Origin of the sequence: Thermocrispum agreste DSM 44070 (genome assembly GCF_000427905.1) — a bacterium.
GTDB lineage: Bacteria > Actinomycetota > Actinomycetes > Mycobacteriales > Pseudonocardiaceae > Thermocrispum > Thermocrispum agreste.
On record NZ_ATYX01000012.1, the window covers coordinates 15,966 to 40,937 of the forward strand.

Genomic DNA, 24,972 nt, shown 5'->3' on the forward strand with positions numbered 1-24,972 from the left:
TCCAGCCTCTCCAGACTCCGCGACACCAGACACACGACTCCCCCTTGTTTCACGCACCGACGAGCTCGGGTTGCTCACCGAAACTGGAAACAGCCAGGCCGTGCCGGGTCCGGCAGCCCACCTTCGCGAACAGCCGGGTGAGGTGCTTCTCCACCGTCTTGGTGCTCACCTGCAAGGCCAGCGCGATCTGCCGGTTCGTCTTGCCCAACCGGATCAACTCGACGATGCGCCGTTCCATCTCGGTAACCCCCGCATTGCGGCCGCGGCGGGCCCGGACGGTCACACCGCAGTCCGCCATGACGCGCTTGGTGGTGGCGATCAGCCGGGCCGCGCCGGTCTCGCACACCAGTTCGTAGGCGATGTCCAGCCACCGGCGAGGTTCCTCGGACAGCACGCCAAGCCGCTGGCACACCTGGATCAGTTCGAATCGGGTGCCATGTGCCCGGATCACCCGCTCGGCGGCGCACAGACATCGCACGTCCCGCTCGACGATTCCCTTCACGAGCAGGCTCGTGCCGTGCGCAGGCCCGTAACGACCCCGGGTCCGCCACAACACGTTGCGCGCGGCCTCCCGGTCACCGAGGTCGGCAGCGATCGTCGCCAGCCGGAGCAGCAGCCGCGCCGCACCCGGTTCCTCCATGCGATCGGAGTTCGCCGCGAGCCATGCCCACCCCTCGGCCAAGGCACCTTCCGGGTCGCCGCCGTGCACCCGGAGGCCGGCCTGCACCCAAGCTCGGAGCGCGGGGAAGGCCGTGTTCTCGTCCACCGAGCTCAGCCACGCGGTCGCCTGGCGGTCTTCCGCGCGCCATCCGCAGATGTCCGCGGCCAGCAGGCGCGCGGCGTCGTGCAGAAGCTTTCCCGCGGCGGGCGTCAACTCCAGCTCGCGTGCCGCGCTGAGCGCTTCGCTCCACCGGCCGTCGACGTAGCCGGTGCGGACCCGGTGGAACAAGGTGACCGGCCCACCGGCCGGAGCCGAATAGTGCGATCCGAGCAGCGCGCGCAGCACCGGCACCAGGTCCGGGAAGGTGCTGCCGTCGACGACCCGCGTGGTCTGCTGCGCAAAGCAGGAGAAGCTGTCGGTGATCGCGTCGACGAGCTGGTGCACACCGCCGGTTTCCCCGGCGAACCAGCGGTCGGCCAGCCGGATGGCGGGACCGGCGAGCACCCTGCCGATCTGCTCGGGCACCGGGCACCCGGTGTGCAGGGCGGCCAAGGCCGCGGCTGCGGCCAGTTCGGTCCGCTTGTCCTGGTCGGCGATCTCGTGGCCGGCGGCGGCCACCTCCGCCGCGACGAGATCGCGCAGCTGCCCGTACTCGCCGTTGGCGATGTAGTGCGCAAGCGGCTTGACCGGCCGGGCTTTGCCCGCGGCCGATCCATCCGCGCAAGCCACCGCGGCACCGACGGCCGGGGCCACGCAGCGCAGCCTGCCGTCTTCGCCGTGCACCAGGATTCCGGCGCGGACCAGCCGGTCCGCCGCCCTGCCGTAGTCGTCCGCCGCGTGTCCCGCCTCGTCGGCGAGGTCCGGAATGCGGTCGACCCGCAGGCCCTGCTCGGTCGCAGCCACCGCCACCAGTCGCTTCCCGGTCGCGTCGAGGTGACCGACCAGACGATGGCCCGGTGGCAGCGGGATCGGCGCGTGCAGCTCGCGCAGCGCGAGCACGCCGTGCACTTTCGCCAGCCGTCCCTGATCCAGCAGATGGTGCACCGTGGAGACCAGGGCGGCGGCGTTCCCGTACAGCGGGCCGAGCGCTGCTTGCAGTGCTTTCGGCACCGCTTCGTCCAGCGGACCGGGTGCGAGCTTGGTCAACAGGCGGGCGATCTCGTCGTCGGTCAGCGGCCCGAGCTCCACCACGGCGTCGGCGAACCGGCACAGTTCGATCGAGGTCGCGGTGGCGCATGCGGCGACCACCGCGTGGCCCGCCCGGTGCATGGAAGCCAGGGCACTCACCGGAACCCGATCGGCGTCGTCGACGACGATGACGAGCTGCCGTTTGATCCGGCAGAGCAGCACGCTGATGGCGCCGAGCAGCCGGTGGCGGCGGCCAGGGGCGGCGTAGGACTCCGGCACGGCGAGCTTGCTCAAGCCCTCGATCGCCTCGGCGAGGCGGGTGCCTTCACCGAGCACTTCGAAGTCCGCGCGCACCGCGTCGAGCAGCGCACGGGCGCGGAACTCGTCCCACGCCGGGTCGTCGGAGACGCCGCCGAGATCCAGGACGGCCGCCTCGGTCTCGGCACAGAACCGGCGCAGCAGTGAGGTCTTGCCGCTGCCCGCGTCCCCGCGCACCACCACCAGCGCGGGCTTGCTCGTGTGCTGGTGCAGGGCGTCGAGTTCCGCACGTCGCCCGACGAAGTCGTGACTCGGTCGTTTCATCGAGCGACACCTCGCTTCCACGATCGCGCGAGGCCGGAAGGCGCTTTCGTGCCGTCGCGTGGTCTGGTCACGAAAGTGGGAAACCGGGCCTGGTGCCGGCTTCCGGCCACGGCTTCCGTCGGCGTTGCCTGGCGGTTCGTGGAGGCCGTCGGCACCGGGCCGGCGGCCTCCGGTTCTCGGGCGGCGGCCGCCTGCCCGGCGCACGTCAGACCACCGGCCACGTCGACTCCTTGAACCGTCCACACCCGGCACACGTGGGAAGAGCTGAAAGTGGTTCAGATCATTCCGAGGACGGCTCATGCTGGAGGAGATCCTCGCGGCGCGAGGTCCGCTCGTCGTCGTCACCGGCGCCACCGGCACCGGCAAGACGACCCTGCTCGCCCAGCTGAGCGACCGCTTGCGGGAGGAAGGGCACGAGGTCACCGCGGTCACCGTGACGGCCAGCGCGGACGTGCTGCCGATCCGGTTCGAGCCTGGCGAGCACACCGTGCGGCTGGAGTCGCCGGACCGCGCCGCGACCCTGTTCGGCCCGGTCCCGGGTGCCGCAGAGGACGCCGAGCTGGCGCGCCGGGCGGCGGCGATGATCGCCGGCCAGCTGTATCCGAAGGGTGTGCTGCTGATCGACGACGCGCACTGTCTGGACCCCGATTCGCTGGCGGTGCTGCGAGCCTTGATCCGCGCGCGGGTGCGCTGCGTGTGCACCGCGGAGCCGGGTCACGGTCCCCTGCCTGAGCTCAGCGAGCTGATCGCGAGCGAGATGGTCGATCGGTTCCGGCTGGCACCGTTGTCCCGTGGCGCCGTCGCGCACGAGATCACCAGGATGCTGACCGCGAAGCCGGAGCCGGCGCTCGTCGATCGGGTGCGGGAGATCTCGCGCGGCCTGCCTGCCGCGTTGCAGGACACCGTCGACGCGATGCGTGCGAACGGTTCGATCCAGGTGGTGGACCGGCGGGCGTACCTGATGCGCCCGCACACCCAGTTCGCCCCGGCTGCGGAGACGCAGCTTCTTCGTGCGATCCGGGCGCTGGGAGACGACTGCTGGACGGCCGCGAAGGCGTTGTCCGTGCTGATCCCGCTCGGACCGAGGGTGCCGAACCTGCTCGCCACGAGCACGGGCATACCGCAGGACCAGGTGGCGGGGATTCTGGGACGGCTGCGCCGCGCCGGTGTGGTGCACCTCGGCCGGACGTGGCGCTTCGTCGTGCCGCTGGTTCGCGCGGCACTGCTGGCGTCACTCGGCCCGTTCGAGCGGCGGCGATTGTCCGCAGCGCTGGTCGAAGCCATCTGGGAACACGGTGTCCCGGCCAATTTCGATCCGGACGAGATGGCGGACCGGGTCGCCGATGCCGGCATTCTGGTCGATGCCGATCGGGCCCTTCGTGAGTTGCTGCATCAGGTGCAGGTGACGCATTACGAGCGGGCGGAGTCGGCGGTGCGCTGGTTGGCGGCGGCCGTGGACCTGGCTCCGGCCGGGATCGAGCGGGGCAAGGTCCTGCTCCAGTACACGGTGACCTGTTTCCTGCTCGGCGAGTACGACCAGACGCTGACCGGTGTGCAGCGGATCCTCGCCGAGCACGTCGCGCACCTGTCGCCGGACGCGCTGCAAGAGGTGCACGAGCTGGCCACCAGATCGCTGCGGGCGCTCGGGGAGCACGAGGCACTCCGGGAGATCGCGGCCGGGGACTGCCGCTGGCCGGGGACTCCGGCACAGTTGAGCGTGACCCGGGCATTGGCCATGGGGCATCTCGACCGCTGGCAGGAAGCAGCAGACCTGCTGCGGACCACCGAATCGGAGTTGCGGAGCGCTAGCCCGGCCACGGTCATGCTCGGCGAGCTGACCTGGGCGCTGGCCGAGCTGTGGACGGGGAAGCCGGAGCGGTTCGAACGGCGGCTGACGGCCGCGCAGCTGGAATTGTCGGGCAAGACCCAGATGAGCAGGCGTACGGAGTTCGAGGGGCTGCTGACCGCGCTGCTGACCATCGGGGACGTCGGGAGGGCCGAACGCCTGCTGGCTGCGCACGAGTTCACCGAGAATCAGCTGCCGCTGTACTGCCGGTCCATGCTGGCGGCCACCCGCGGTCACGCGTCGGAAGCGGTGGACTTCGCCCGCCGGAGCATCGCGGGTACGGAGGAGCACGGCCGGGAGGCCCGCGCGGCGGGGATGTACGTGAGCGCGGTGTGGATGCTCGTCGCCCGCGGCGAGCTGATCACCGCGCAGCAACTGCTGGCCGCCGCCCGCGCCACCCCGCCGATACTCGGTCACTTGGTGGAGGTCGCGGAAGCTTTGGTCGAGCGGGCTTTCGGCGACGAGGAAGCCGCCCGCCTCCGCCTGTTCCGGTGCGCGTCAGAGACGTCGGAAGCGCAGCTCACGGTCGGTCTGGAGCTGGTGTGGAGCGAGCTGATCGACATGGCGCTGGCGCGCGGCGACCGCGCGGAGGCCGAACAGGGACTGGTCGCCCTGGAGCGCCTGCCCCAGACCGAGCGCACCAGGCTGCTGACACTGCTGGCCCGCGCCATGGTGGACAAGGACGAGGATGCCGCCCGGGAATGCGAGAAGCTGGCCAGGGAGCGGGCGCAGCCCTTGGAGCTTGCGCTGGTGCTGCAGCGACTCGTGCATCACGGCGGAGCCGAGCCGCGGCTGCTGTCGGACGCGTACGAGCTGCTCGGCAGCCTGGACGCGGTGCTGTACCGGGCCTGGGCCCGCAACCTGATGCGGGAGCACGGCGTGAAGGTGCCCGGCCGGAAGGAGACCGTGGCCGAGAACGAGCGGCTGCTTGCCATGCTGGCCGCCGCCGGGCTGACGAACAAGCAACTGGCCGCGGCCCTGCGGACCAGCGAGAAGAGCGTGGAGGGCCGGTTGTCCCGGCTGTTCCTGCACACCGGGTACCGGTCCCGCATCGAGCTGTCGACGGCGATCCTCAACGGCGAGTACCTGAGCGAATGCGCGTAGGTGGAACTCGGCCGGCTCGGCTGCCGACGGCTCGGCGCGGCTGGCGTATCGCCGGGAATGACGGACGGCTGTGCAAGCGGGCGACTGCGGCCGCTACCCTAAGCAGGGAAGCCCTCGTAGCTCAGGGGATAGAGCACCGCTCTCCTAAAGCGGGTGTCGTAGGTTCGAATCCTACCGGGGGCGCCCCTCCCACCAGCACCAACAAGCCCCTGACCAGCACGAACACCGGTCAGGGGCTTCACTGCTGTGTGCAATCGTATGCGGCTTGACACGGGTCTATGCGGCTGGCTGTTCCCAATGCGTTCCCACAGCCGAGCGGGTAGTGCACTTGACTCGACCACTGGGACGCGGGTTCCCCAGGAGGTGTAGACCTCCTGGGGGGGGAGGACCCTAAGCCAGCGCGTGCGACGCCTTACCGCTGCCCCTCCTTGTCGTGGACAGCGTAGAAGGCAACCATCATCGTGAGCTCACTTACGATGTGTCGCAGGTCAGGCAGCTCACGTTGAGCATGACCAACACGACGCACAGCGCCGCCAGGACAAGGAGCACAGGCAGGAAGTCGTCGCTTCCGGTCTAGGTTCTCCCCACACATGTGAGCGAGTTGCACCAGACAGTGGACCGTCTGGTGCAACTCGACGGTCAACCGTCCAAGGCTTCCGAAATCCTGCGTTTCGCCGCTTCGTCCTGCCCGACGATGCACTTGGCGTAGACCTTCAGGAGGACCTCCACGCTGTGACCAGCCCACTCGGCGACCTGGGGGGGCGGGAACGCCAGCGTTGAGCCAAGTGGACACACACGCGTGGCGAAGGTCATACGGGCGTTCGGCCAGCGGTGAGGCGACCTCCTCAGCGGACAGCGCCGCTTCGGCGGGCCTTGCGCCACGCACGGCGGTAGGTGATCGGGGCCAGCTCTCCCCCGCGCACGCCGTAGAACAGGCGACCGTCTGGCCCTTCGTCGAACTCGGTGAGGTGGGCGCGAAGGATGCGGGTCAGTTCCGGCGGACACGGAACGATGCGGCTTTCACCGTCCGCACGATGCTTGAGGGGGCGCTCCTCTCGAAGTTTGCCGTCATCGGTCCAGTCTCGGCCGGCGTACGGAGCAGCGCGGCGTATGTGGAGCTCTCCCCATGCGTCGGCGGGTTCCTCCGATCTTCGGCCCGCCCGCGCCCGCGTGATTCGGCTCTCCCCATGCGTCGGCGGGTTCCTCCATCTCCTTGGTCTGCGGGTTCTGCGTGAGGGGTGGGAGGGTGATATCGGGCTTGCGGAGGTTGACCGCTTCCTCGGGGCGTAGGGCGGTGTAATACATCACGGCGAAGAACGCCATGAGGCGTCGTCCGCTGGGTTGCTGGTCCCTCACCGCGGCTAGCAGTGCACGGGCTTGCGTATGGTTGACGACGCGCCTGCGATCTACCTCGCCGGACGTACGTGCCGGCTTCCATTTCAGCTCTCGTATCGGGTTCCTGTCCAAGAGGCCGAGCTCGGCGGCGTAGTCCATGGCGTTGGCCAACAGCATCCGGTGTTTTCTGGCAGTGGTGGCGGCGACCTTCTTGCCGTCGAGCTTTGTTGTTGCCGCATCCAAGAGCGCACGTGCGGTAGCGGGTTCGGTGAGGGCGGACACGGGCTTGGTGTTCTCCGATAGCCACCGGAGCGTGGCGGCGATGTCGTCAGGGGCGTTGTCGCGCTGCCGACGGCCTTGTTGATCTCGGCGATGCCCAGGGCGGCCAGCGCCCGCACCACGATCTCGGACGTGAGCTTGGGCGCCTTGGTGGAGACGACGGCGGTGTCGAGGATGCGCCGGTCGGTCGGGGTGCCGATCCAGCCCAGCAGCGCCACCAGAGCGGCCAGCACCACGGTTTGGGTGATGCCGCCGGCGGCGGCCACCGACGCGGCCGCCAACCCCGTACCGGCCAGACCGGCGCCGGTGACCAGCAGGCGGGCGCGCACGCGGTCGTTGCGCTCGGCCATCAGCTTCAAATACGCCTCGTCGTTGCGGCGGTCGATGGCGTGCGTGCGCAGCGGCCGGGCGTCCATGTCGAATGTCCACCGCCACGTGCCTACGGCCACCCGGCACAGCCCACGCGGCGACCGCACAGCGAGGCGCAGGCTGTAGAGCGGGATGCGGGCGGCGTGGTAGCCGGTGACGTGTCCGGCGTACCCGACCGCCCACCGCATCGTGGCCTTGGCCTCGGCCGGGTCGCGCAGCCACGGGGCGATGATCGGGCGGCGGCGGTCCCGCTCGCCGGCCAGGCGGCGGGCGCGCACGTCGGGGCGGTAGGTGTCGGGACGGTCCACTAGGACGCGACCCTCCAGCGCCTCGCCGTCATCCTCGACAACGGGGGCGGTCTGCGCGGCGTCGAGGTCGGCCGCCGGGTCGGCGGCGTGGTCGGCGTGCTTGACGGGCAGTCGGACGACTTCACCCATGGGCCGGGCGTGGCTCATGACGCGTTCTCTCCCTCGACAGACGAAGCAGCGGACGAGTCGGTCGGGTTGGTGGGGTCGGTGGTGGGTTCGGTCTTGAGGCGGGCCAGCAGCGCGCCGACGCGGGCGTTGCCGGCGGTCTGTCCGGCCTCGCGCAGCCGGACGGCCAGCGCGTTGCGGGTCAAGGGCTGGCCTGCCTCGGCGAGGTCGGCGGCGATGCGCCGTCCGAGCGGCATGAGGTCGTCGACGTTCGGCGGTGGCGTGGTTTTGCGGGACCGGCGGGCGGACGGTCCGCCCTTGCGTGCCGTGGACCGGGCGCCGGTGGTCCGCTTGCGGGTCCGGGACGGCGCGGCGGACGGTCCGGAGGTGTGCGGGGCGGACGGTCCGGCATCGGCTCGGGGGGACGGTCCAGACTTCAGCGCCGGACGGTCCCCTGGCGGCAAGCCGGGACCCTCCCCGTCCGGCCGTGCTGGACGGCGTGCGCGGGTCGTCCCGCGTCTGTCCACCACGAAACGAAGTTCGAATCTACAGAGTCGAGGGTCCACCGTTCGGACAAGGCATCGAAAAAGGCATCGTTGCCCGTATTTCCTCCCCTCGGCTCGCCGATGTAGATGAGCCGCTCGCCGCCCGCATCTTCGAACACCTTGAGTGCCTCGGAGGACATCGCGTCTCCCCACCCAGGTGGCCAACACAGGAACAACACGTAGTCCGCCGGTTGGGCACGAGCCGCAAAATCCTCTAGATCACCGACGGGAAACCAAGTGTCCACCTGGCCGGCGACTCTCGCGAACGACGCGTTCCCCACCTTGTCCGGGGGCTCCGAGTCGTAGGCATCGACTGTCAGCACCGAATCAGCCAACTGCGCAGCCCAGTAGCCTCGCCCCGCACCCAGCTCTACAATCGGACGACTCCCACAGAATTCCCGCACCCAATCGATAGTCTCCGGAGCGGGAATCGCGTAAGCATATGCTGCTTGCAGAAGCATCTGAGCAAAGGCAAGCCGCGCGCTCCCCTTCGCTCGGCCACCATTTACTACACGACGACCATCGTGCTCAGTTACAAACGGCTCGATGATGTCCCAGTATGGGTTTTGGCTTACAGCCCGACCACCGGTCATATAGTGTACAAACCGTAGATCAAACTGAGCATCAGCTTGATCGTCGCCAGTCCCCGCCAACCTCGGCGACATGTCCAAGTACTCGGCCACCTAGGGATACTCGGACCGGAGTCTATGCTCGTCCTTCAACAGCGCAGTGAGTTCACCCCAACGGCTCGATGTTATGGAGAGCTTGACCATAGCCCAAGTCTCCCTCACAACAGGCCGAAGGTCCAGGGGATGGGGACTACGATCCAGCCAGCCCGTTCAGGACTGATACGGCAGCTGTAGATCGTGGCTGTGGGGATGTTGCTGCTGGTCGGCGGGGCAGCCGGGGGTGATCACGATCGGGTGGAGTGCCGGACATGCGAGACGGCCGCCGTGATCGTTGCTTTGTGTGACAAAAGTAAAGAACCCGGCGGCCGTCGGGGGCACGATAGCGCATGCCGATGATGAGCGCCGGGCGGGTTTCCTGGACGCGGTGATGGCCCGGATCGCGGGATGTTTCCGCAGGTGTGAGCCCCGGCGGCTGGTCCGGGAGTTCGTGCTGGGGTTGCTGATGGAGCTGGAGGACCACAACTGCTGGACCCTGGGCGAGGCGCTGGGGCACACCGGCCCGCACCGGTTGCAGCATCTGCTGTCGCGGGCGAAATGGGACGAGCGGCAGGTCCTGGACCAGACCGCGGTGTGGGCGGCCGGGCACCTGACCGGCGACGATCCCCACGCGGGTCAGGACGCGGTGTTCATCCTGGACGAGACCGGCGACGCCAAGTCCTCCACCGACTGCGTCGGCGCCGCCCGCCAGTACTCGGGCAGCCTGGGCGGGGTCGCGTTGTGCCAGGTCACGGTCAACCTCACCTACGTCACCGCACGCGGCCACACCATCATCGACCACCGCCTGTACCTACCCCGTGATTGGGCCAGCGATGAGGAACGCCGTGAGCTGGCCGGCGTCCCCGACCACATCGAGTTCGCCACCAAACCGCAGCTGGCCGCCCAGATGCTCACCCACGCCCACGACCGCGCGATCCGGGCGCCGTTCGCCGCCGGTGACGAGGTCTACGGCGGCCGCGACCTGCGCCGCCACATCCGCGGCCTGGGCATGAACTATGTGATGGCGGTCAAGCACGACCATCCCGTGGCGCTCGGCCCGCACACCACCACCGCCCGCAAGGCCGTTCGGCTGATCGGCGACGGCGGATGGCAGCGCGTACGCACCGGAACCGGAACCAAAGGCGTCCGCTCCTACGACTGGGCCATGCTCGCCATCACTCCCGACGACACCCCCAACGGCCCAGACCAGGCCGGTGAACAGGCCGGTGACGCGGTCCTGCTGGTGCGGCGGCACCGCTACACCCGCAAACTGTCCTACTACCGGTGCTTCACCACCGGCCCGGCGCCGCTGGCCCGCCTGGTCGCAGTCGCCACGCTGCGCTGGAAGATCGAAGAGGACCACCAACTCGCTAAACAGGCCTGCGGCCTGGACAAAGGCCAGACCACCCGGTGGAGGTCCTGGCACCGCTGGAGCTGCCTGGCCCTGCTGGCCTACACCTACCTCGCCGTCACCGCAGCCACCGAACCCACCGGCCCGGACGAGGATCCCGACATGATCGCGATCACCGTCCCCGAACTCCTGCGCAACATCCGAGGACCGATCGTGCCGGAGCCTCGCCGCGATCCCGAACACCGCCGCACATGGTCCACCTGGCGCCGACGCCACCAATACCGAGCCCGAAAATGCCACCAGGCATGGCACGCCTACGCCGACACCACCACATGATCACCGCAGGCCACAGCCCCAATTACAGCTGCCGTAACTGATGGTCGTCCAAATAGTCAGCCGCCGAGTACAGCAGTTCAGGATCATCACCGAAGCCTCCAAGGCCAATATCGCACCTTCGACATAGCAGCCCCCTGAGACACTTTCCGCAGCTCTTGCGACCGGGGCAGCAACCATGGTCGTGATCGACAGAAAGTCGACCTCCCGTCGCACAGGGCTCGTAACATATGGCACATACACCCCCTTGTTCTTGCAACTTTTCGATATACCAATCAAGGGTTGCGCCAGCCTCAGCAAGGCTGGCACTCAACGCGACACTACACATGCTCGATCCCATAAAATTCACAGGATCACCCCAGACTACCTCTATTGAAAAATGCGCGAATGGAACTTATCGCCCGCACTCTGATGATCGTAGCTTGTGTGATCGATAGCACCACGTGAAGGGCTTCCCAGGTGGCGAGTTCCAAAGGGATTCGAAGCATCCTGGTGCATGATGACATCGGATTACACCGCAAGCAGCCTTAGATTTGACCTGGCTGCAATCCCGGCAAAGGGGCCCGCGAACGAGCCCTGTGGAGCGCTCATGATCAACAATCTGTGGCGGTGCAACTTTTCAGGCCAGACAGCGGCTTGTTGAGAACATATGAGCCACTGGGCGCGCGTAAAACACGTCCTTATTAGGGGATATTCGGCAACTGGCTCCGATGATAGCGAATATGGTCCAGATCGATGACGTGCCGCGGATGGACTCGCAGCGGGCCAATCACCTCACCGTTAAGCGCGTTCACCACCTTGAGATCATCGGTGATGTAAAGTGCCCCATTGTCGAACCGGACGTGATCATTCGGGCAGAGGCAAAGCATGTTGCTTTCCACGTCAGGACCTCCATGCTTTCGCCCCAGTGGTCGTATATGCGCCCCTTGGCTGTAGGGGCCGACATCCACTTCGATGACGATGCCGCACACCTGGCATCGGTGCTTGTGCCATCCCTTGACGTTCTTGACCACCTGAGCGCTGCGAACGGCCTTGCTCACAGTGGTCTTCTTATGAGGTGCCGGTCCCTGCACTGAAGTTGATTCGGCCGTCGCCGACAGATCGGGGTTGTCAACTACCACGCCGGCAGCGACTTGATCATAGATCTTGACCAGTTGGAATTGGCAGACACGGAACTGCGGAGCATCCTCATGGTTCGCGAACCAGTGCGCGACGACCTTGTAGAGACCGTCATAGCGGTATCCGCTGCTGGGCGAGTAAGGCTTCTCGCCACCAGCCCCGCGGATCACACGGACCGGAAGTCCCTCCAACTGGCTACGGACCAGTCCGGCGTTCCCAGGGTCATCGAGATCTTGGTCCCTAATCTGCTTCTTGGTGACAGGATCTTGCCCCCCGTGGCCGGTGTAGATGATCTCGTCACCGTAGTCCCGGTCGTCGGGGTAGCCGCCGTTGAGGACGATCGCGTCAGCGCCCTGCTTCGCGGTTCCTGAGATTCCTGCCTGGAGGTGTGCGTGCAGTCCGGCTTTCTGGACCTGCCTACGATTGGAGTAGGTACTGCCCTCCGGATGGCCTGGGATGTGGCCGAAGGTCCTCTTGTACGCCATACCAGAAGGATGCCACCTGCCGCTGACACTCGGTGGGCACTCAGGGGAGACCCCATGGTGCTCTCGCCGGCGTCTTGACGAGAGCCCTGAGAGCGTCGGTCACGGGGCGCTCGCGGAGCGCCGCGATACATGTGGGGCGGTTGGCGGATCGATCTCGCTAGGAGTGGTCCGAGGGCTTGATCATTCCCAATGCGGTCCCACGGACGCCCTCGACCTGGTGGGGATGCGGGGGTTTGCGCAGGTAACAGGCTTAGTGCGGTGTTGATGGTTGCCTGTCTCCTAAAGCGGGTGTCGTAGGTTCGAATCCTACCGGGGGCGCGTACAGCATCTACACAAGCAGCGCCTGCCGTTTGAGCAGGCGTTTCTTGTGTAGTGATCATGGTTTCGTTAATCCTTTCTGCTGCGTGGGCGATCTCGGGTAGTTGGTCGGCGGGTAGTCGGATGGTGATGGTGACGTGGTCGCTGTCGTCGTGCAGGCGGACGCCGAGTTGGGTGATCTCGAACAGGCGGCGGAGCAGCGGCTCGGGTGCGTCGGCGAGGTTGAGCGCCAGGTACGGGAGCGCGTCCAGCAGGGCGATGTCCGCCGGGCTGGGGCGGCCGGGCTCGGGGTCGTCGGCGGTGTCGAGTTGGGCGATGGTGGTCAGGGCGGCGGTCTTCTCGGCTTCCAGGTCGTTGTAGGTGCCCCGCAGGGCCTTGGTGAACGGGTCGTCGGGGTCGCCGTCCTGGGCTTGCCGCAGGATTGAGTTCTGCCGCCGCGCCACGTCGGCGACGACCCGTTGGAGCCGTTCCCGCTCGGCCTGCCGTTCGCGGGCGGCCCGGTCGTCGACTCCGGCGAGGTCGGCGGCCAGGATCTCGCGACGTTGGGGGCCGAACACGCGGTCGGCGAAGAACCGTGACACCGCGTCGAGCACGGCGTCTTCGCGGATGTAGACGGCCTTGGGGTGGCCTGCGTACCTGTCGTGGCGTCCGCGGTTGTTGTTGCGTGGCCAGCACAGGTAGTAGGCGGCGTTGTGGCGGTGGTTGCCGAACATCCGCCGTCCGCATCCGCAGAACATCATCCCGCGTAGCACGTAGGTGCGGCGGGTCTCGGGGTGGGCGTTGCGGGTGTTGCCGTCGCGGGAGCCGCGCCGGGCTTGGCTGCGGGCGGTGAGTTCGTCGTACATCCACTTGGGGATCAGCGGCTCGTGCGCGGGTTCGGTGGACCACACCCATTTCACCGGGTCGTTGACCTTGCCGCGCCGGGAGCGGGAGGCGCGGCGGTTGAACACCTGGTAGCCGGTGTACTTGGGGTTCTTCAGCACCTCGTAGACGCTGGTCTTGCCCCACGCGCCGCGTGCCCGTTCCTTGCCGGGCGGCACCGGGGGCGGGTACTTGGCGGGGTCGGCGTTGAGCCGGTCGGCGATGGTGTCGTAGCCGAGACCCTCGTGATACCGCCACAGCGCGATCTGGGTGACCGTCTCGCCGCGCACGCCGTCGGGCTCCAGCCGGGTCTTGGTCTGCCCCTTGGCGGCCTTGGTGGGGTTGGGGTGCCGGAAGGTCTTGGCCTTGTACCCGTACGGGGGTTTGCCGATGTTCCAGCCCTCGCGCACGTGCGTGCACAGTCCACCCCAGGACTGCTCCAGGGTGTTGAGCACCTCGTACTCGGCCACGGACTTGTTGATCCGCCGTTGCAAGATCCGCTGTGCCCGACTACCGGTCAGGGTGATCGGTTCGTTGGCGGCGAACAGCGGCACCTCGGCGCGCTCCAACTCACGTTCGATGGACAGGCCCTCGAACGTGCGGCGGGCGACCCGCGACACGCTCTCGCAGATCACCACGTCGAACCGGCGACCGGGATGGGTCGCTTCGTCCAGCAGGTCGGCGATGCCGCCGTCGCGGGCGATGGGGATGTCGAACCGCTCGTAGTCGGTTCCTTGCCCGCGTGCCTCCAGTTCCATGCGGCCGGACTCGACGTCGTAGAAGTGCGCCACGATCACCCACGACTCGGGAATCGCGGTCTTGCTGTTCCCCAACTGCCGCAACAGGGACTGCCGTGGGTCCTGCTGGTCCTCTGTGGACGTACGGCCGAGGAACGCCACGCGTACCTCATCCCGCAGCAACGCCACCGGCATCCCCAGCGGCGAGACCGCGTAGTCCGACAGGCCGGACGGCCCGGACACCGGCACGGTCGCCGACAGCGACGCGGCCCGCCGCGTTAGGGCTGGCGCTGGCGGGTTGACGGTCACCTCATCCGAGGGTTGTCATGCGGCTTCACCATCCTCAGTGGAGTGATCACCGGATTGTTGTTGCGCGGCCCAGTCGAGAAGGTCGCGGATCACGTCGGCGAGTTCGCCGCGCACCCGTTCGGCTTCTGTGCCGTGAATGTGGTTGACGTGGCCGGAATAGTGGCGGTCCCCAACGCGTTTCCGCCTCTGATCATACCACCAAACCGGCTGGTCAGCGCCGGTTTCGGGGAGATTTTCGATGTCATCGTCGGGGGCTTTCCGAGGTAGCGGGATCACCACTGCTTCGTGTTCGTCGTGCGGGTTGTCCGGGGTGTTGTCGTGGCTGTGCATGAGGCACCTCCGATGCCCCGCGAGCCCGCGCAGGGCGGGAGGTCGCGGGCGCTGGTCAGCGGTCACTGGGCAACCGTCGATCAGCGGACCCGTCAGCCGTGGTCACCGCGCCTTCTCCAGTCGCTTGTGGCGTAAGGGAAGGCTGGCCGCGCCACGGGGTGGCGCGCGGAAAGGACTGACGGGTTCGGGCTGTGCAACCCGCGACGCTTCGACTCCCCGACTGCCGTAGCACGCATCGGGGCCAGCTATCACCGGTTGACTGGACTCTTCCACTGTCCGTCCGAGACTTCCGGCGAGACCCAGCCGAGAAACGCCGAGACCGGCTGTCTCGGTCGTCTCGTTGCTGTCTCGGTGTCTCGTCTCGGGTCTCGGTGTGGTCTCGCCGAAGCGGGACCACAGTGGACAGCTCGACGCGGGGTCCAGATTGCTCGTTGCCCGCCAAGCTAGGCGACTTGGCGGCCGTCGTCGTCGGTGTCGTCGTAGAGGATCACTTCGTCAGCGTCTGTCACCTCCCACCAGGACTCGGCCGGGCCGCGTGCCGACGCCGCTGCCGCGTCGGTGACCTCGGCGAGGGTGAGTCGGCACCCGTCGCGGCGGATGCCGCCCAGCGGCAGCCACACGCGGTCGTGCAGGCCCGCTGGGGCGGGCTCGGTGTACTCGGCGCAGGCGAGTGCGACCGGCATCCCGGTCGAGCCGCCGAGGTGTTTGGTGATCGCGTGGCGGATGATCTGCTCGCGGCGCAGGGTGGTGCACCACACCAGGGTCACCGTGTCGTCGCCGTAGCCGTCGCGGCGGGTGAACGCGATGGCCGGGTCGGGGATGGTGGTCAGCCGGTCGCGCAGCTCGCTCACGCCGACGCGGGGCGGATCGTCCAGCAGCAGCACGAACGCCAGTTCACCGCCGTCGGGGTAGCGCCAAACGCCGTAGCCGTCGGTGGTGGCCTTCCACGCGCGGCTGACGCGCCACGGCGACCGCCAGGCCACCAACTCCCCGCCCGTGCCGTGTTCGTCGCGCACGGCGGCGACCAGCGCGCAGAACCAGGCGTGCTGGGCGTGCAGCTCGTCCCACCGCCAGCCGTGGAACAGCTTGCGCCATCGGGCGGCCACCTTCGCCGGTTTGATCGGCGAGACGCCGCGCTCGGCGGCGACGATCCGCGCGCCGATCGGGCCGAGCATCCAATGCCACTCGTACGAGCCGCCACCGGGCCGGAACGGGCGGTCGCGGTGCAGCACGCCCCGCGCGTGCAGCACGGCCAGCCGATGCTGAGTGGTGATCACCGAGCCGAACCCGGCGAGCACGGCGAGCTGGGAGGTGGTGAAGGTGAAGTGCTCCTCCAGCAGCCGCAGCACACGCCGGTCCCGGTCGGTGATCCGACCGGCCGCAGCGGCCACGGCTCCCGCCGTCGCAGGCCGCCGCGCCGCCGCAGATGTGTCATTGATTTGGGTATCCGTCGAGTCTGGCACCGCAACCGCGCCTACTACGGCGCGCTGACCTGCGACGACACGGCCGGAACCCGGCAGGTTGGGGCGGCAGCGCTGGGAGGACTCCCCATAGGAATCCCCATTGGTATCCCCAGATGAACCCCCACGTGCACCCGCCGGACGGCCGTCGCGTCCCGGCACCGCACCCCTGTCACGCTCGCGCATCATGATCGTCACCACCAACCGAGGAAGATCACCGACAACACGGACCATCCCGCACGACACGGGGACGCGGTAGGCACTTGGCTCGGCGTCGGACGACGCGGAAAACACCAAGGCGCGTCACGGTGCGGGACACGTTCTGTCGATCCTCGGCGGGGTCTCGACCGTCTACCTGCGCAGACCCGAGCCGACAGCGGATCAATCTATCAAGATTGCATCCGTGCTCCGTGGTCGTCAACCGCTGGTGTGGCCGTTGGTCGCCCGGCGCGCATCCGGTCGTGTGGATGTGTGTACGCCGCGCCACGGGTGGCCATATAGGGCCATCCGGGCACTCGCCCACTACTGCCGCACGACTGAAACCGCAGGTCAACCGCTACTAACGCCAGATGCGTACCCGGCAACTCTGGGTTGCCTAGGGAATGGTCGATGAGTTGCCCAGGGAGTTGCCGGGTGAATGGTGGTGCGGTGGGTGGCGGTTCAGTCGATCTCGTCGGGTTCGCTCGGCGGCCACGATCTGGCGTGCGGGGCATAGGGGCGGGGCAGCCGCGCCCCTGTGGTGTCGGCGCTGTTCAGCAGCCAGTTCAGGGCGTTGGTGGCGTGGCCGAAGCGGTGTTCGACCACCGCGCCGTGCTCGGCTGGGTGGCGATAGTCGAACAGAGCCTCGGCGCGGACGGCGTGCGCGAGTCCGCTGGGGCGCAGCGCGAGGTATTCAACGTATCCGGCTCGGACTCGCCAGAGCCGGGTGCCGATCAACCCGCCGTCGTCATCGACGTCGGGCAGCGGGCGGAAGCCTGCGGCATGGAGGCGTCGGCCCAGCTCTTGGGCTGCTTGCGCGGGCATGGCGCTCACGGCTGGCGGGCTCCTGGTGGGCGTGCGGGGCCGCACACCCGCGCGGGCCGATCGGCGGTGCGCGGGCGTGCGGACGCAGTGGACGGGTAGCGATGGTCAGAAGCGCAGCTCGGGGATGGTGTCGAGGTCGATGCCGTAGCGGGCGTAGATCTTGATGGTGTTCTCGCCGGTCAGGTCGGCTTCGGTGTGGCCGAGCAGTCCAGCGACCCTGATCACCTCGTCCTTGGACCCGGCTTCGATCTCCAGGTACGGGGGGATCTGGGGCCAGGTGTCGATCTCGACCTGCGCGCCGTCGAGGATGAAGCTCGTGCGCTTGGTTTCCTGGTAGGACTTCGCGGTGAAGCCGAGCACGTTCAGAAGCGCGTTGGTGGCGGCGAAGTCATCGACGCCCACTTCGATCTCGTGGGTGCCGTCGATGGCGTCGCTGGTGATCTGCTTGACGGTCAGCGTGGTCTCGTCGCCAGCGACAGGAAGGTGGCGCCGATCGACATGTCGTACAGCGCGGCATAGCCCATCAGGATCAGCAGCGCATGCGTCACGATCACCCAGAACAGGGCGAACCCGGTCCACCGGTGCCACACGGTCAGCCGGTCCATGCCGATCCGATGATCCAGCCACGGCAGCCGGGCAGCGAGCGTCAGCTGAACGATCAGCAGCAGGGCGGCATGCAGCCCGAAGAACTTCGCCACCGTGAGGATCGCGTTCTTGCCTGACCCGGCGGTGACGAAAAGGAACTCCACGACGGCGGCGGCACCGAGCACGCCTGCCAACACCACATGCCGCGCCCGCTGGCTGGGCGGCACCGCTTCCTCCGCCACTTCTTCTTTCGTCGCCACAGTCCCCACCCCACCCCGCATCACTCGCCGGTCAACCGAGCGTAGATGTCACCGGACCGCCCACCGGGCCGCACGCGGTCGAGCACCCGCAGCAGCTGCTCTGCGTCCAGCCAGTGTTCGCTGACCAGGCGCATCGTCTCCACCGGCGAGTAGTTGTAGCGGTATCCGCCCGCCGCCGCCCCCAGCTCGTCGACCAGCCGCAGCGCCTCCAGTGCCTGGTCGTGCGCTTGCGGCAGGTACTCGAACGACAGCGCGCGGAGCGGTCTGCTGAGCCCGGCGAGCACTTCGACCTCGAATCCTTCGACGTCGATCTTGCAGAAGGCCGGCTCGCCGTGCCGGGCGATGAGCGCATCGAGCGTAGTGACCTCGACGTCGATCGTCGCGTCCCATTCCACACCGGCGAACCGGCGGTCTCGCGAGACGGTCTCCGTCCATTCCGGCGACGCCGACGAGACCGTCGGTGTGGCGGTCGAGACGCGCAGCTGAACCCGGCCTGGCCGGGCGCCGACTGCGAGCGGCACGATCGTCACGCCTTCGTCGCGCCGGAACAGCCAGCGCAGCACGGCAAGGCAATCCAGCTGTGGTTCGACCGCGATCACCTCGGCACCGAGCTTCCGCCACGCCCTGGTCCGGCTGCCGACATGGGCGCCGATGTCGAACCCGAGCCGCCCGGGACCGAGGAATTCCCGGTAGAAGCGCTGCAGGCGACGGCTCCGCCCCGGAATCCCGTGGTACATCACGAGCGATCGAGCGATCCCGCGAACACGCCGCACCATGTCGTCCCCTACCGTCGTCCGGCCGTCGGATCCTGTGGTGAACGCTACAGTGTCGGAGGCCCTGTGGAAGGTGTCGTCGAGGGTGGTCGACGAACGTGTGGCAGGCCGTGGTGGAGGAGGATCGGCGCTTGGCGGCACACCTGGCATTCGTCGCACCGCCCGGCGCGGTTTCCGGTGCCGAGCCGACCGGCGGCAACATCTACGACCGCCGGATGGTGGAGGGCCTGCGTGCGGCGGGCCTGCAAGTCACGTTCACCGCTGCGGCGGGGAGCTGGCCGCGACCGTCCCGGGAGGATCGTGCCGGGCTCGCGCGAGTGCTGGACCAGATCAGCGACGATGCGCCCGTCGTGCTGGACGGCCTGATCGCCTGCTCGGCACCGGACGTCCTGGCTGGGCACGCCGAGCGGCTGCGGCTGGTCGTGCTGGTGCACATGCCGTTGGGCGATGACGTCGGGCTGCCCGCCCAGGTGGCGGCCGAGCTGGCCGACCGAGAGCGGCGCACACTTCGGATGGCCCGTGCCGTGGTGGCAACGAGCAACGCCACGGCGGACCGCCTTCGCCGGAGTCACGGACTGGATGTCCAGGTCGTCGAGCCCGGCGTGGACCCGGCTCCCGGGGCCAGGCCCAGCACCCGGGGCGATCGGCTGTTGTGCGTCGCTTCGGTCGCGCCGGTCAAGGGCCAGGACGTGCTCGTCGACGCCCTGGCCGCACTGACGGATCTGCCGTGGCATTGTCGCTGTGTCGGGGCCGAGCGCCACGCCGATTTCGCCGCATCCGTGCGCCGCCGGATCGCCGACCTCGGTCTGACGGACCGGATCGTGCTGGCAGGCGCACAGACGGACGATCAGCTCGAGGCCTCCTACGCCGAATCGGACCTGCTGGTCTTGCCGTCCCGCGCCGAGTCCTACGGGATGGTCGTCGTCGAGGCGTTGGCACGCGGCATTCCGGTCGTGGCGTCGGCGGTGGGTGGCCTGCTGGAGGCGGTTGGTACGACGAGCATCGGCCCGCCCGGAATCCTGGTCCCTCCGGACGACCCGCCCGCACTCGCCGTGGCGGTGCGCACATGGTTGACCAGCCGCGCCGAGCGAAACCGTCTCCGCGGTGCGGCGCACGAGCGTCGCACCGCACTCGAGCCGTGGTCGGCGGCGGCCCGCAGATTCGCCACGGTGCTTCGCCGACTCACGCCCTCCGGGACGGCATCATGACGCCCGGATGGGTCACTGCCGATTGGCTCGCGCTGCGCGAACCCGCGGATGCGGCGGCACGCACCGCCGAGCTGGTCGACCTGCTTGCCGAACGGCTCTCCACACGGCCGTCGGTCGTGGTCGATCTGGGTAGCGGCAGCGGGGCGAACATGCGCTGGCTCGCACCCCGCATTTCCGGCGCCCAGGTCTGGTGGCTGATCGACCAGGACCGGCGTCTGCTCGAGCTGGCCGAGCAGACCGCTCTCACCGCAGCCGACGGCGCTCCGGTGACCGTGGAAACGCGATGTGCCGACCTCACCCGGTTGACCACGGACGACTTCACCGATGCGTCACTGGTGAGCGCGTCGGCGCTGCTCGACCTGCTGACTGCTGACGAAGTCCGGACCCTGGTGGACACCGTGGCAGCCGCAGGCACTCCGGCGTTGTTCGCCCTCTCGGTCACCGGCCGCGTCGAATGCGAGCCGTCCGATCCCGGCACGGCCGCCATCACTGCGGCGTTCAACGGCCATCAACAGCGCCCGATCCGCGGACGCGGCCGCTTGCTGGGTCCTTCGGCCCCAGCGGTCACCACCGACGCCTTCCGCAGACACGGCTGGACCGTGGTGGCCGAACCGAGCCCGTGGCGACTCGACGCCACCCATGCCGACCTGCAGATGCGTTGGCTGACCGAATGGTGCGCGGCCGCGGCCGAGCACGATCAACACCTCGTCCCCACGATCGAGGCAGCCATGACCCGGTGGCGGACGGCGTGGGAGGCGGGGACGCTCCGCATCGTGGTGCACCACGTGGATCTGCTTGCGATCCCACCGGGCAGGTGACGAGGTTCAGCTCGGCGGCCGGCCGAACGTGGTGAGGAAACGATCGCGGAAGGTGTCCATCCGCCACACCTGCGCGCGCGGACTCGGCGCCATCCCGGGCTCCCAGCGCCATGCCGCGATCCGGTCAAGCACGTCTCTGTCGCGGGTGACGACGGTGATCGGCACGTCGCGTTCCGGGCCACCTCCGGTGATCATCGATGCGGGCTGGTGGTCGCCCACGACGATGAACACGGTCTTGTCGTCGCCGTAGCGTTCGATGAAGGACGTGATCGTCCGCAAGGTGTAACGGATGGTGTCGGCGTAACCGGCGCGGGAGCCGCCAGGGGGCGACACCGTGGCGGGCGTCCGGCGCAGGATCGACCCGTCGCCGAGCTCGTCCCACGGCACCATCCTGGGCACCTTGTCCCATGGCCAGTGGCTGCTGATCAAGTCGATTTCGGCCATGATCGGCCCACCATGCCGAGCGAGTTCCCGGCGAGCGAACACTTCGAGGGTGTACTGGTCGGGAATGCCACCCATCGCGTAGCGCGGGCCGCGATAACCCAGCGCCTCCGCGTCGTAGTAGGCGTCGAAGTCGTAGAAGCCGCGGTGCGGCCACGGTCCGGTGTTGGCCGGCACGACGCCGACCGTCCGCCAGCCCGCCCGGTCGAACGCGGCCGTGAGGTGGAACCGGTCGGTGTCCATCAGGTCGGCGTGTTTGAGGTGGTTGTCCACCCACACCCCGGTCTGCAGCGTGGCATGGGCCAGCCAGCTGCCGCCGCCGACGGTCGGGGAAGTCAGGAAGGCGGACCGTGCTCCGAAGCCCGCCGACCGCAGGCGCGCCGTGCCCTCGGCGAGGGTTGCGCGCACCTGCGGACCGATCTCCCGGTCCTGCAGCGCGACCCGCCCGTAGCTTTCCACGAACATCAGCACGACGTTCTTGCCGCGCAGCGCGGTAAGCAGCTCGTCCGCTGGAACGTCCGCGAATTGGTCGTCCGCGACGGCACGCTCGAACTGCGCGCGATCTCGCAGGTCGGCTGCGATCTCCCTGGCCTGGTCGTAGGCGAACCCGGCCGCGCTGCTCGCCGCGACCGGCAGCCCGGCAACCAACGCGACCACCCACACCACGGCAAGGGCGAGGGCGGTCCGCATCGCGGGCGTCCGGCGTGCTCGCACGAAGCCACTCACTCGGACCGCAGCGATCGTGCAGCAGACCACCAGAGCAGCGGCAGCAAGCACCACCGCAATCACCGTGGCGATGGCCAGCGGCCTGCCGACCTGGGGCGTCAGCAGATCGATCACCGGGGTGAGCGATTGCCAGTCGTAGGCCAGATGAAAGCTCCGGCCGAGTGCGGTGAACAAACCCAGATCGAGGGCTTTGACGAAAGCGACGACCCCCAGCGTGAACCCGAAACCGGCCGCCACCGGGCGCACCGCCCGGACAGGAAGAAGCAGCAGCACGACAACGACGACGACCGGCTCGACGGGGATCCGGAAGAACGACCACACACTCAGTGCCGCGGGATCGACCGGGGCCAGCACGGCGAACAGGGCCACGCCGAGACCGAGAACGGTGACAATCCCAGCCGCAAGCGTCCGGCCGCGCTTCAGCTCTGACGGCACCTTTGGGACACTACCCGCCGCATTTCGCACTGACGGCGCGCCGACCGTCGCCTATGTTTGATCAATGACGACCACCACCCCAAGGCCGCGGGTCGGTCCGCTGGTCTGGCCGCTGGCCGGTGTCGCGGCACAGCTCGCCGAGCTCGGGCTGCTGGCCGTCTCATCCGGCCTGACGGTCGCCGGCTGGCTGATCGGTGGGGGGTACGGGCTGGTGACGGCCGCGCTGCTGATCGGGGCGCTGCGGCGTTCGCAGCGGCGGACGGTGGGGCCGGCGGATGTCGTCACCCTGCTGCGCTCGACCTTGGTGGGATCGGTGGCAGCGCTTGCCGCGGACAGCCTTGCCGGGGCGCCGGACCGGTACGTGCTCATCACCTCGACCGCGGTGGTCGCACTCGCATTGGACGCCGTGGACGGTGTGGTTGCCCGCTCGACGAACACGGCGTCACCGCTGGGCGCGCGGTTCGACATGGAGGTCGACGCTTCCCTGCTGGCCGTGCTCAGCATCTACTTGGTGCCGTCCGCCGGCCTGTGGGTGGTGGCCATCGGAGGGATGCGCTACGCGTTCGTCGTGGCCGGGTGGCTCCTGCCCTGGCTCCGCGGGCCGCTGAAACCGACCCGGCTCGGCAAGACCGTCGCCGCGATGCAAGGGATCGTGCTGATCGCCGCGTGCTCGCGGGTGTTCCCGGCGTGGGCCACGACGACCATGGTGGCCGCCGCACTGGCGCTTCTGGTCTTCTCCTTCGGACGGGACATCGTGCGGCTGTGGCGAGCGCGGCCGCCCGGCTGACAAGCGGGAACGATCGCGAACTGGCATCTTCTTCGCCGATCAGGTCGATACCATGATCGCGTGGGTGACGAGCGTCCATCGGAGCAGGCAACGCCGAAAGCGGTGGGTGACAAGCGTGTGGGAACCCTCGTCGGACGAAGCGCGCTCGCGGTCACCCAACTCATGGCTCTCACCTCCGCCCTCTCGGCCAGCTTCACCATCGTCTTCCCCGAGCTTCTGAATCGGATCGAGTTGGTCAGCTTCGCCACATTGGTGGCCTTGCTCGGCGTTGGTCTGGCGCTGTCGTTTGCCTTGTCACGAATACGCCCGAAGACGATTTTCACGCTCGCCGACATCACCGATCCCGAATTACGAAAACTGTTCGATCAAGCCACGCAGGACATCGTCTGGTTTCGCCGCGAACTCGAAGTCGTGCCCGCCGGCCGCACGGAGGACAACCGTTGAGCCAGGACCTCGACAGCGACGTGCCCGGATCCGAGAACCCGGACGTCGGCCAGGACGCCAACCTGCTGCGAGCCGCCCGCCGTATCAATAGCGAGCTGCACCGGCATTCGCATCGGCCGATGATGCTCAGCCAGCAGGCCCGCGACCGGCTGACCGAGCTGCACGCCGACTATCTCGCCGACCTGGCGCAGGAGGCCATCCGGACCGCGCGACGCGGTGGTGTGCAGACGGTCGACGAGTTCCACGTCGAGCAAGCCAGCTCTCGGCTGGGGCTGAGCCAGACGTCCGGGGCGCTGGAAACCACCGCCAACACGCTCGGCGGCGTCTTCGCCGGTGCCGGCATCGCCTTCGCGTACGAGCTGGTCTTCACCGCCGGGCCGCACAGCACGACCAAGATCGCCACGGCATTCATCATGTCGATCGTCGGCTTCGTGCTGCTCTCGATCGGCATCACGACGACCTGGAGCCGCAGGTCGAGGGCCGGTTAGCCGCACGACGACCGCCTGCGCACCGAGCATCGGCTCCGGTGCGGCAACCTCCTGTCCTGGCCGGGCGTGAGCCAAGCGCGTGCAGACCGCACGCGAAGGAGGAAGACCTCATGTCTCGTCCCAGCTTTCGTCGCGCTGTGGCTGCCCTTTCGCCGCGGCCGAGGTGCTCCGGCAGTGGGGGCCACCGCGCACGAGGCGAGGGCGGTGACGGTCGGGCGCGCTTGGCTTCGTGCTTCGGCCGGAGGCTCGACCGGGGCTCGCGGGGCTGGGCTGGTCATGACTGCAAGCGGATGTGGAACGTCGGCGCCGACGAGTGACGGCGGCAGCGCCTTCAGCACTTCGGGAATCCGCCCGGCGCGCCTCGTCGGCCGGTTCCGAGGGGGAAACGGCCTCGGCATGTCGTTCACGGCGGACGAGTACATCCGGTACAGCAAGCCCGGCTCTCCGTGAGCCCGCCGATGCGGCCTGACTATGCGGGATCCGGCCGGCCGGGTGGCTGGTCATCCGGCTGCGCGCACATCGACGCGCAGCCGGGGTTCAGTTCGATCGCCCGAGCCACGTCCGCCGCCTTCTCCTCCTCGCGTCCCATCAGGGCATAGGTGACCGCCCGCTCGACGAAGTTCTGGTAGCGGTTGGGCCCGAGCTCGATGGCCCGGTCGTGATCGGCCAGCGCATCCTCGAACCGCCCCATGCATCGGTAGGTGACCGCCCGATCCCTGAAGTTCGTGTACTCGTCGGGGCCCAGCTCGATGGC

General features: G+C 68.4%; 20 protein-coding genes, 1 tRNA gene and 1 pseudogene. 8 read left to right on the top strand and 14 right to left on the bottom strand.

Going from position 1 to position 24,972, the window contains the following annotated elements; all coding sequences use genetic code 11:
* Positions 1-49: 49 nt before the first annotated feature.
* Entirely contained in the window at positions 50-2,371 is a 2,322-nt protein-coding gene (locus YWY_RS0109895; protein ID WP_028847487.1) for a helix-turn-helix transcriptional regulator, read from the bottom strand.
* A 298-nt stretch (positions 2,372-2,669) separates the two neighbouring features.
* Here YWY_RS0109895 and YWY_RS0109900 point away from each other — a divergent pair, with 298 nt between their 5' ends.
* Positions 2,670-5,321: an AAA family ATPase gene (locus YWY_RS0109900; protein ID WP_038044952.1), complete on the top strand. Its 2,652-nt coding sequence runs from the start codon at positions 2,670-2,672 to the stop codon at positions 5,319-5,321.
* Between the two features lie 110 nt (positions 5,322-5,431).
* A tRNA-Arg gene (locus YWY_RS0109905) sits at positions 5,432-5,504 on the top strand.
* A gap of 1,256 nt (positions 5,505-6,760) precedes the next feature.
* Here YWY_RS0109905 and YWY_RS21235 read toward each other — a convergent pair.
* The gene (locus YWY_RS21235; protein ID WP_028847489.1) at positions 6,761-7,741 is read right to left on the bottom strand and encodes a hypothetical protein; all 981 of its coding nucleotides are present in this window, start codon (positions 7,739-7,741) and stop codon (positions 6,761-6,763) included.
* Positions 7,742-7,755: 14 nt separating this feature from the next.
* Positions 7,756-7,974, bottom strand: coding sequence for a hypothetical protein (locus YWY_RS0109920; protein ID WP_028847490.1), 219 nt, complete (start codon positions 7,972-7,974; stop codon positions 7,756-7,758).
* A 1,257-nt stretch (positions 7,975-9,231) separates the two neighbouring features.
* On the opposite strand from YWY_RS0109920, the gene YWY_RS0109930 reads away from it, so the two are divergent.
* Positions 9,232-10,614: an IS701 family transposase gene (locus YWY_RS0109930; RefSeq protein ID WP_051310117.1), complete on the top strand. Its 1,383-nt coding sequence runs from the start codon at positions 9,232-9,234 to the stop codon at positions 10,612-10,614.
* Between the two features lie 22 nt (positions 10,615-10,636).
* Here YWY_RS0109930 and YWY_RS25030 read toward each other — a convergent pair whose 3' ends face one another.
* From YWY_RS25030 to YWY_RS0109975, 9 genes and pseudogenes are all read right to left on the bottom strand, one after another.
* Positions 10,637-10,951, bottom strand: coding sequence for an endonuclease domain-containing protein (locus YWY_RS25030; protein WP_425426125.1), 315 nt, complete (start codon positions 10,949-10,951; stop codon positions 10,637-10,639).
* Positions 10,952-11,294: 343 nt separating this feature from the next.
* Positions 11,295-12,215 carry a YDG/SRA domain-containing protein gene (locus YWY_RS23710; RefSeq protein ID WP_084609162.1) on the bottom strand — a complete coding sequence of 307 codons (921 nt, stop codon included), beginning with the start codon at positions 12,213-12,215 and terminating at the stop codon, positions 11,295-11,297.
* Positions 12,216-13,168: 953 nt separating this feature from the next.
* Positions 13,169-14,326 (bottom strand): annotated as a pseudogene (locus tag YWY_RS24650) (recombinase family protein); the annotation flags it as partial.
* Positions 14,327-14,455: 129 nt separating this feature from the next.
* A complete protein-coding gene (locus YWY_RS24085) occupies positions 14,456-14,770 on the bottom strand; it encodes a hypothetical protein (RefSeq protein ID WP_156899181.1) in 315 nt (104 codons plus the stop codon).
* A gap of 443 nt (positions 14,771-15,213) precedes the next feature.
* A complete protein-coding gene (locus YWY_RS23225; RefSeq protein ID WP_028847494.1) occupies positions 15,214-16,161 on the bottom strand; it encodes a replication-relaxation family protein in 948 nt (315 codons plus the stop codon).
* Positions 16,162-16,890: 729 nt separating this feature from the next.
* The gene (locus tag YWY_RS21260) at positions 16,891-17,253 is read right to left on the bottom strand and encodes a hypothetical protein (RefSeq protein WP_051310118.1); all 363 of its coding nucleotides are present in this window, start codon (positions 17,251-17,253) and stop codon (positions 16,891-16,893) included.
* Positions 17,254-17,358: 105 nt separating this feature from the next.
* Positions 17,359-17,655 (bottom strand): CYTH domain-containing protein, encoded by a 297-nt coding sequence (locus YWY_RS21265; protein ID WP_245566631.1) that lies wholly within the window; start codon positions 17,653-17,655, stop codon positions 17,359-17,361.
* 50 nt (positions 17,656-17,705) lie between these two features.
* Positions 17,706-18,098, bottom strand: coding sequence for a ferric reductase-like transmembrane domain-containing protein (locus tag YWY_RS0109970; protein WP_028847495.1), 393 nt, complete (start codon positions 18,096-18,098; stop codon positions 17,706-17,708).
* Positions 18,099-18,118: 20 nt separating this feature from the next.
* Entirely contained in the window at positions 18,119-18,835 is a 717-nt protein-coding gene (locus YWY_RS0109975) for an FkbM family methyltransferase (protein WP_245566632.1), read from the bottom strand.
* Positions 18,836-18,969: 134 nt separating this feature from the next.
* Here YWY_RS0109975 and YWY_RS21270 point away from each other — a divergent pair, with 134 nt between their 5' ends.
* On the top strand, positions 18,970-20,079 hold the full coding sequence (locus YWY_RS21270; RefSeq protein ID WP_156899182.1) for a glycosyltransferase family 4 protein: 1,110 nt from the start codon (positions 18,970-18,972) through the stop codon (positions 20,077-20,079).
* On the top strand, positions 20,076-20,897 hold the full coding sequence (locus YWY_RS0109985; protein ID WP_028847497.1) for a class I SAM-dependent methyltransferase: 822 nt from the start codon (positions 20,076-20,078) through the stop codon (positions 20,895-20,897). Before YWY_RS21270 ends, YWY_RS0109985 begins: the two co-directional genes overlap by 4 nt.
* A 6-nt stretch (positions 20,898-20,903) precedes the next feature.
* On the opposite strand, the gene YWY_RS21275 is transcribed toward YWY_RS0109985, so the two are convergent.
* Positions 20,904-22,499, bottom strand: a complete 1,596-nt coding sequence (locus YWY_RS21275) for an alkaline phosphatase family protein (protein WP_038044954.1) — start codon at positions 22,497-22,499, stop codon at positions 20,904-20,906.
* Between the two features lie 64 nt (positions 22,500-22,563).
* Here YWY_RS21275 and YWY_RS21280 point away from each other — a divergent pair, with 64 nt between their 5' ends.
* Genes YWY_RS21280 through YWY_RS0110005 form a run of 3 tightly spaced genes read left to right on the top strand, consistent with a single transcriptional unit; the run spans position 22,564 to position 24,218 of the window.
* On the top strand, positions 22,564-23,286 hold the full coding sequence (locus YWY_RS21280) for a CDP-alcohol phosphatidyltransferase family protein (RefSeq protein ID WP_038044956.1): 723 nt from the start codon (positions 22,564-22,566) through the stop codon (positions 23,284-23,286).
* Between the two features lie 60 nt (positions 23,287-23,346).
* On the top strand, positions 23,347-23,730 hold the full coding sequence (locus YWY_RS0110000) for a hypothetical protein (RefSeq protein WP_156899184.1): 384 nt from the start codon (positions 23,347-23,349) through the stop codon (positions 23,728-23,730).
* Entirely contained in the window at positions 23,727-24,218 is a 492-nt protein-coding gene (locus tag YWY_RS0110005) for a hypothetical protein (RefSeq protein ID WP_028847499.1), read from the top strand. Before YWY_RS0110000 ends, YWY_RS0110005 begins: the two co-directional genes overlap by 4 nt.
* A gap of 469 nt (positions 24,219-24,687) precedes the next feature.
* Here YWY_RS0110005 and YWY_RS21285 read toward each other — a convergent pair.
* Positions 24,688-24,972: tetratricopeptide repeat protein (locus tag YWY_RS21285; protein ID WP_028847500.1), on the bottom strand; the 285-nt coding region annotated here is incomplete at its 5' end.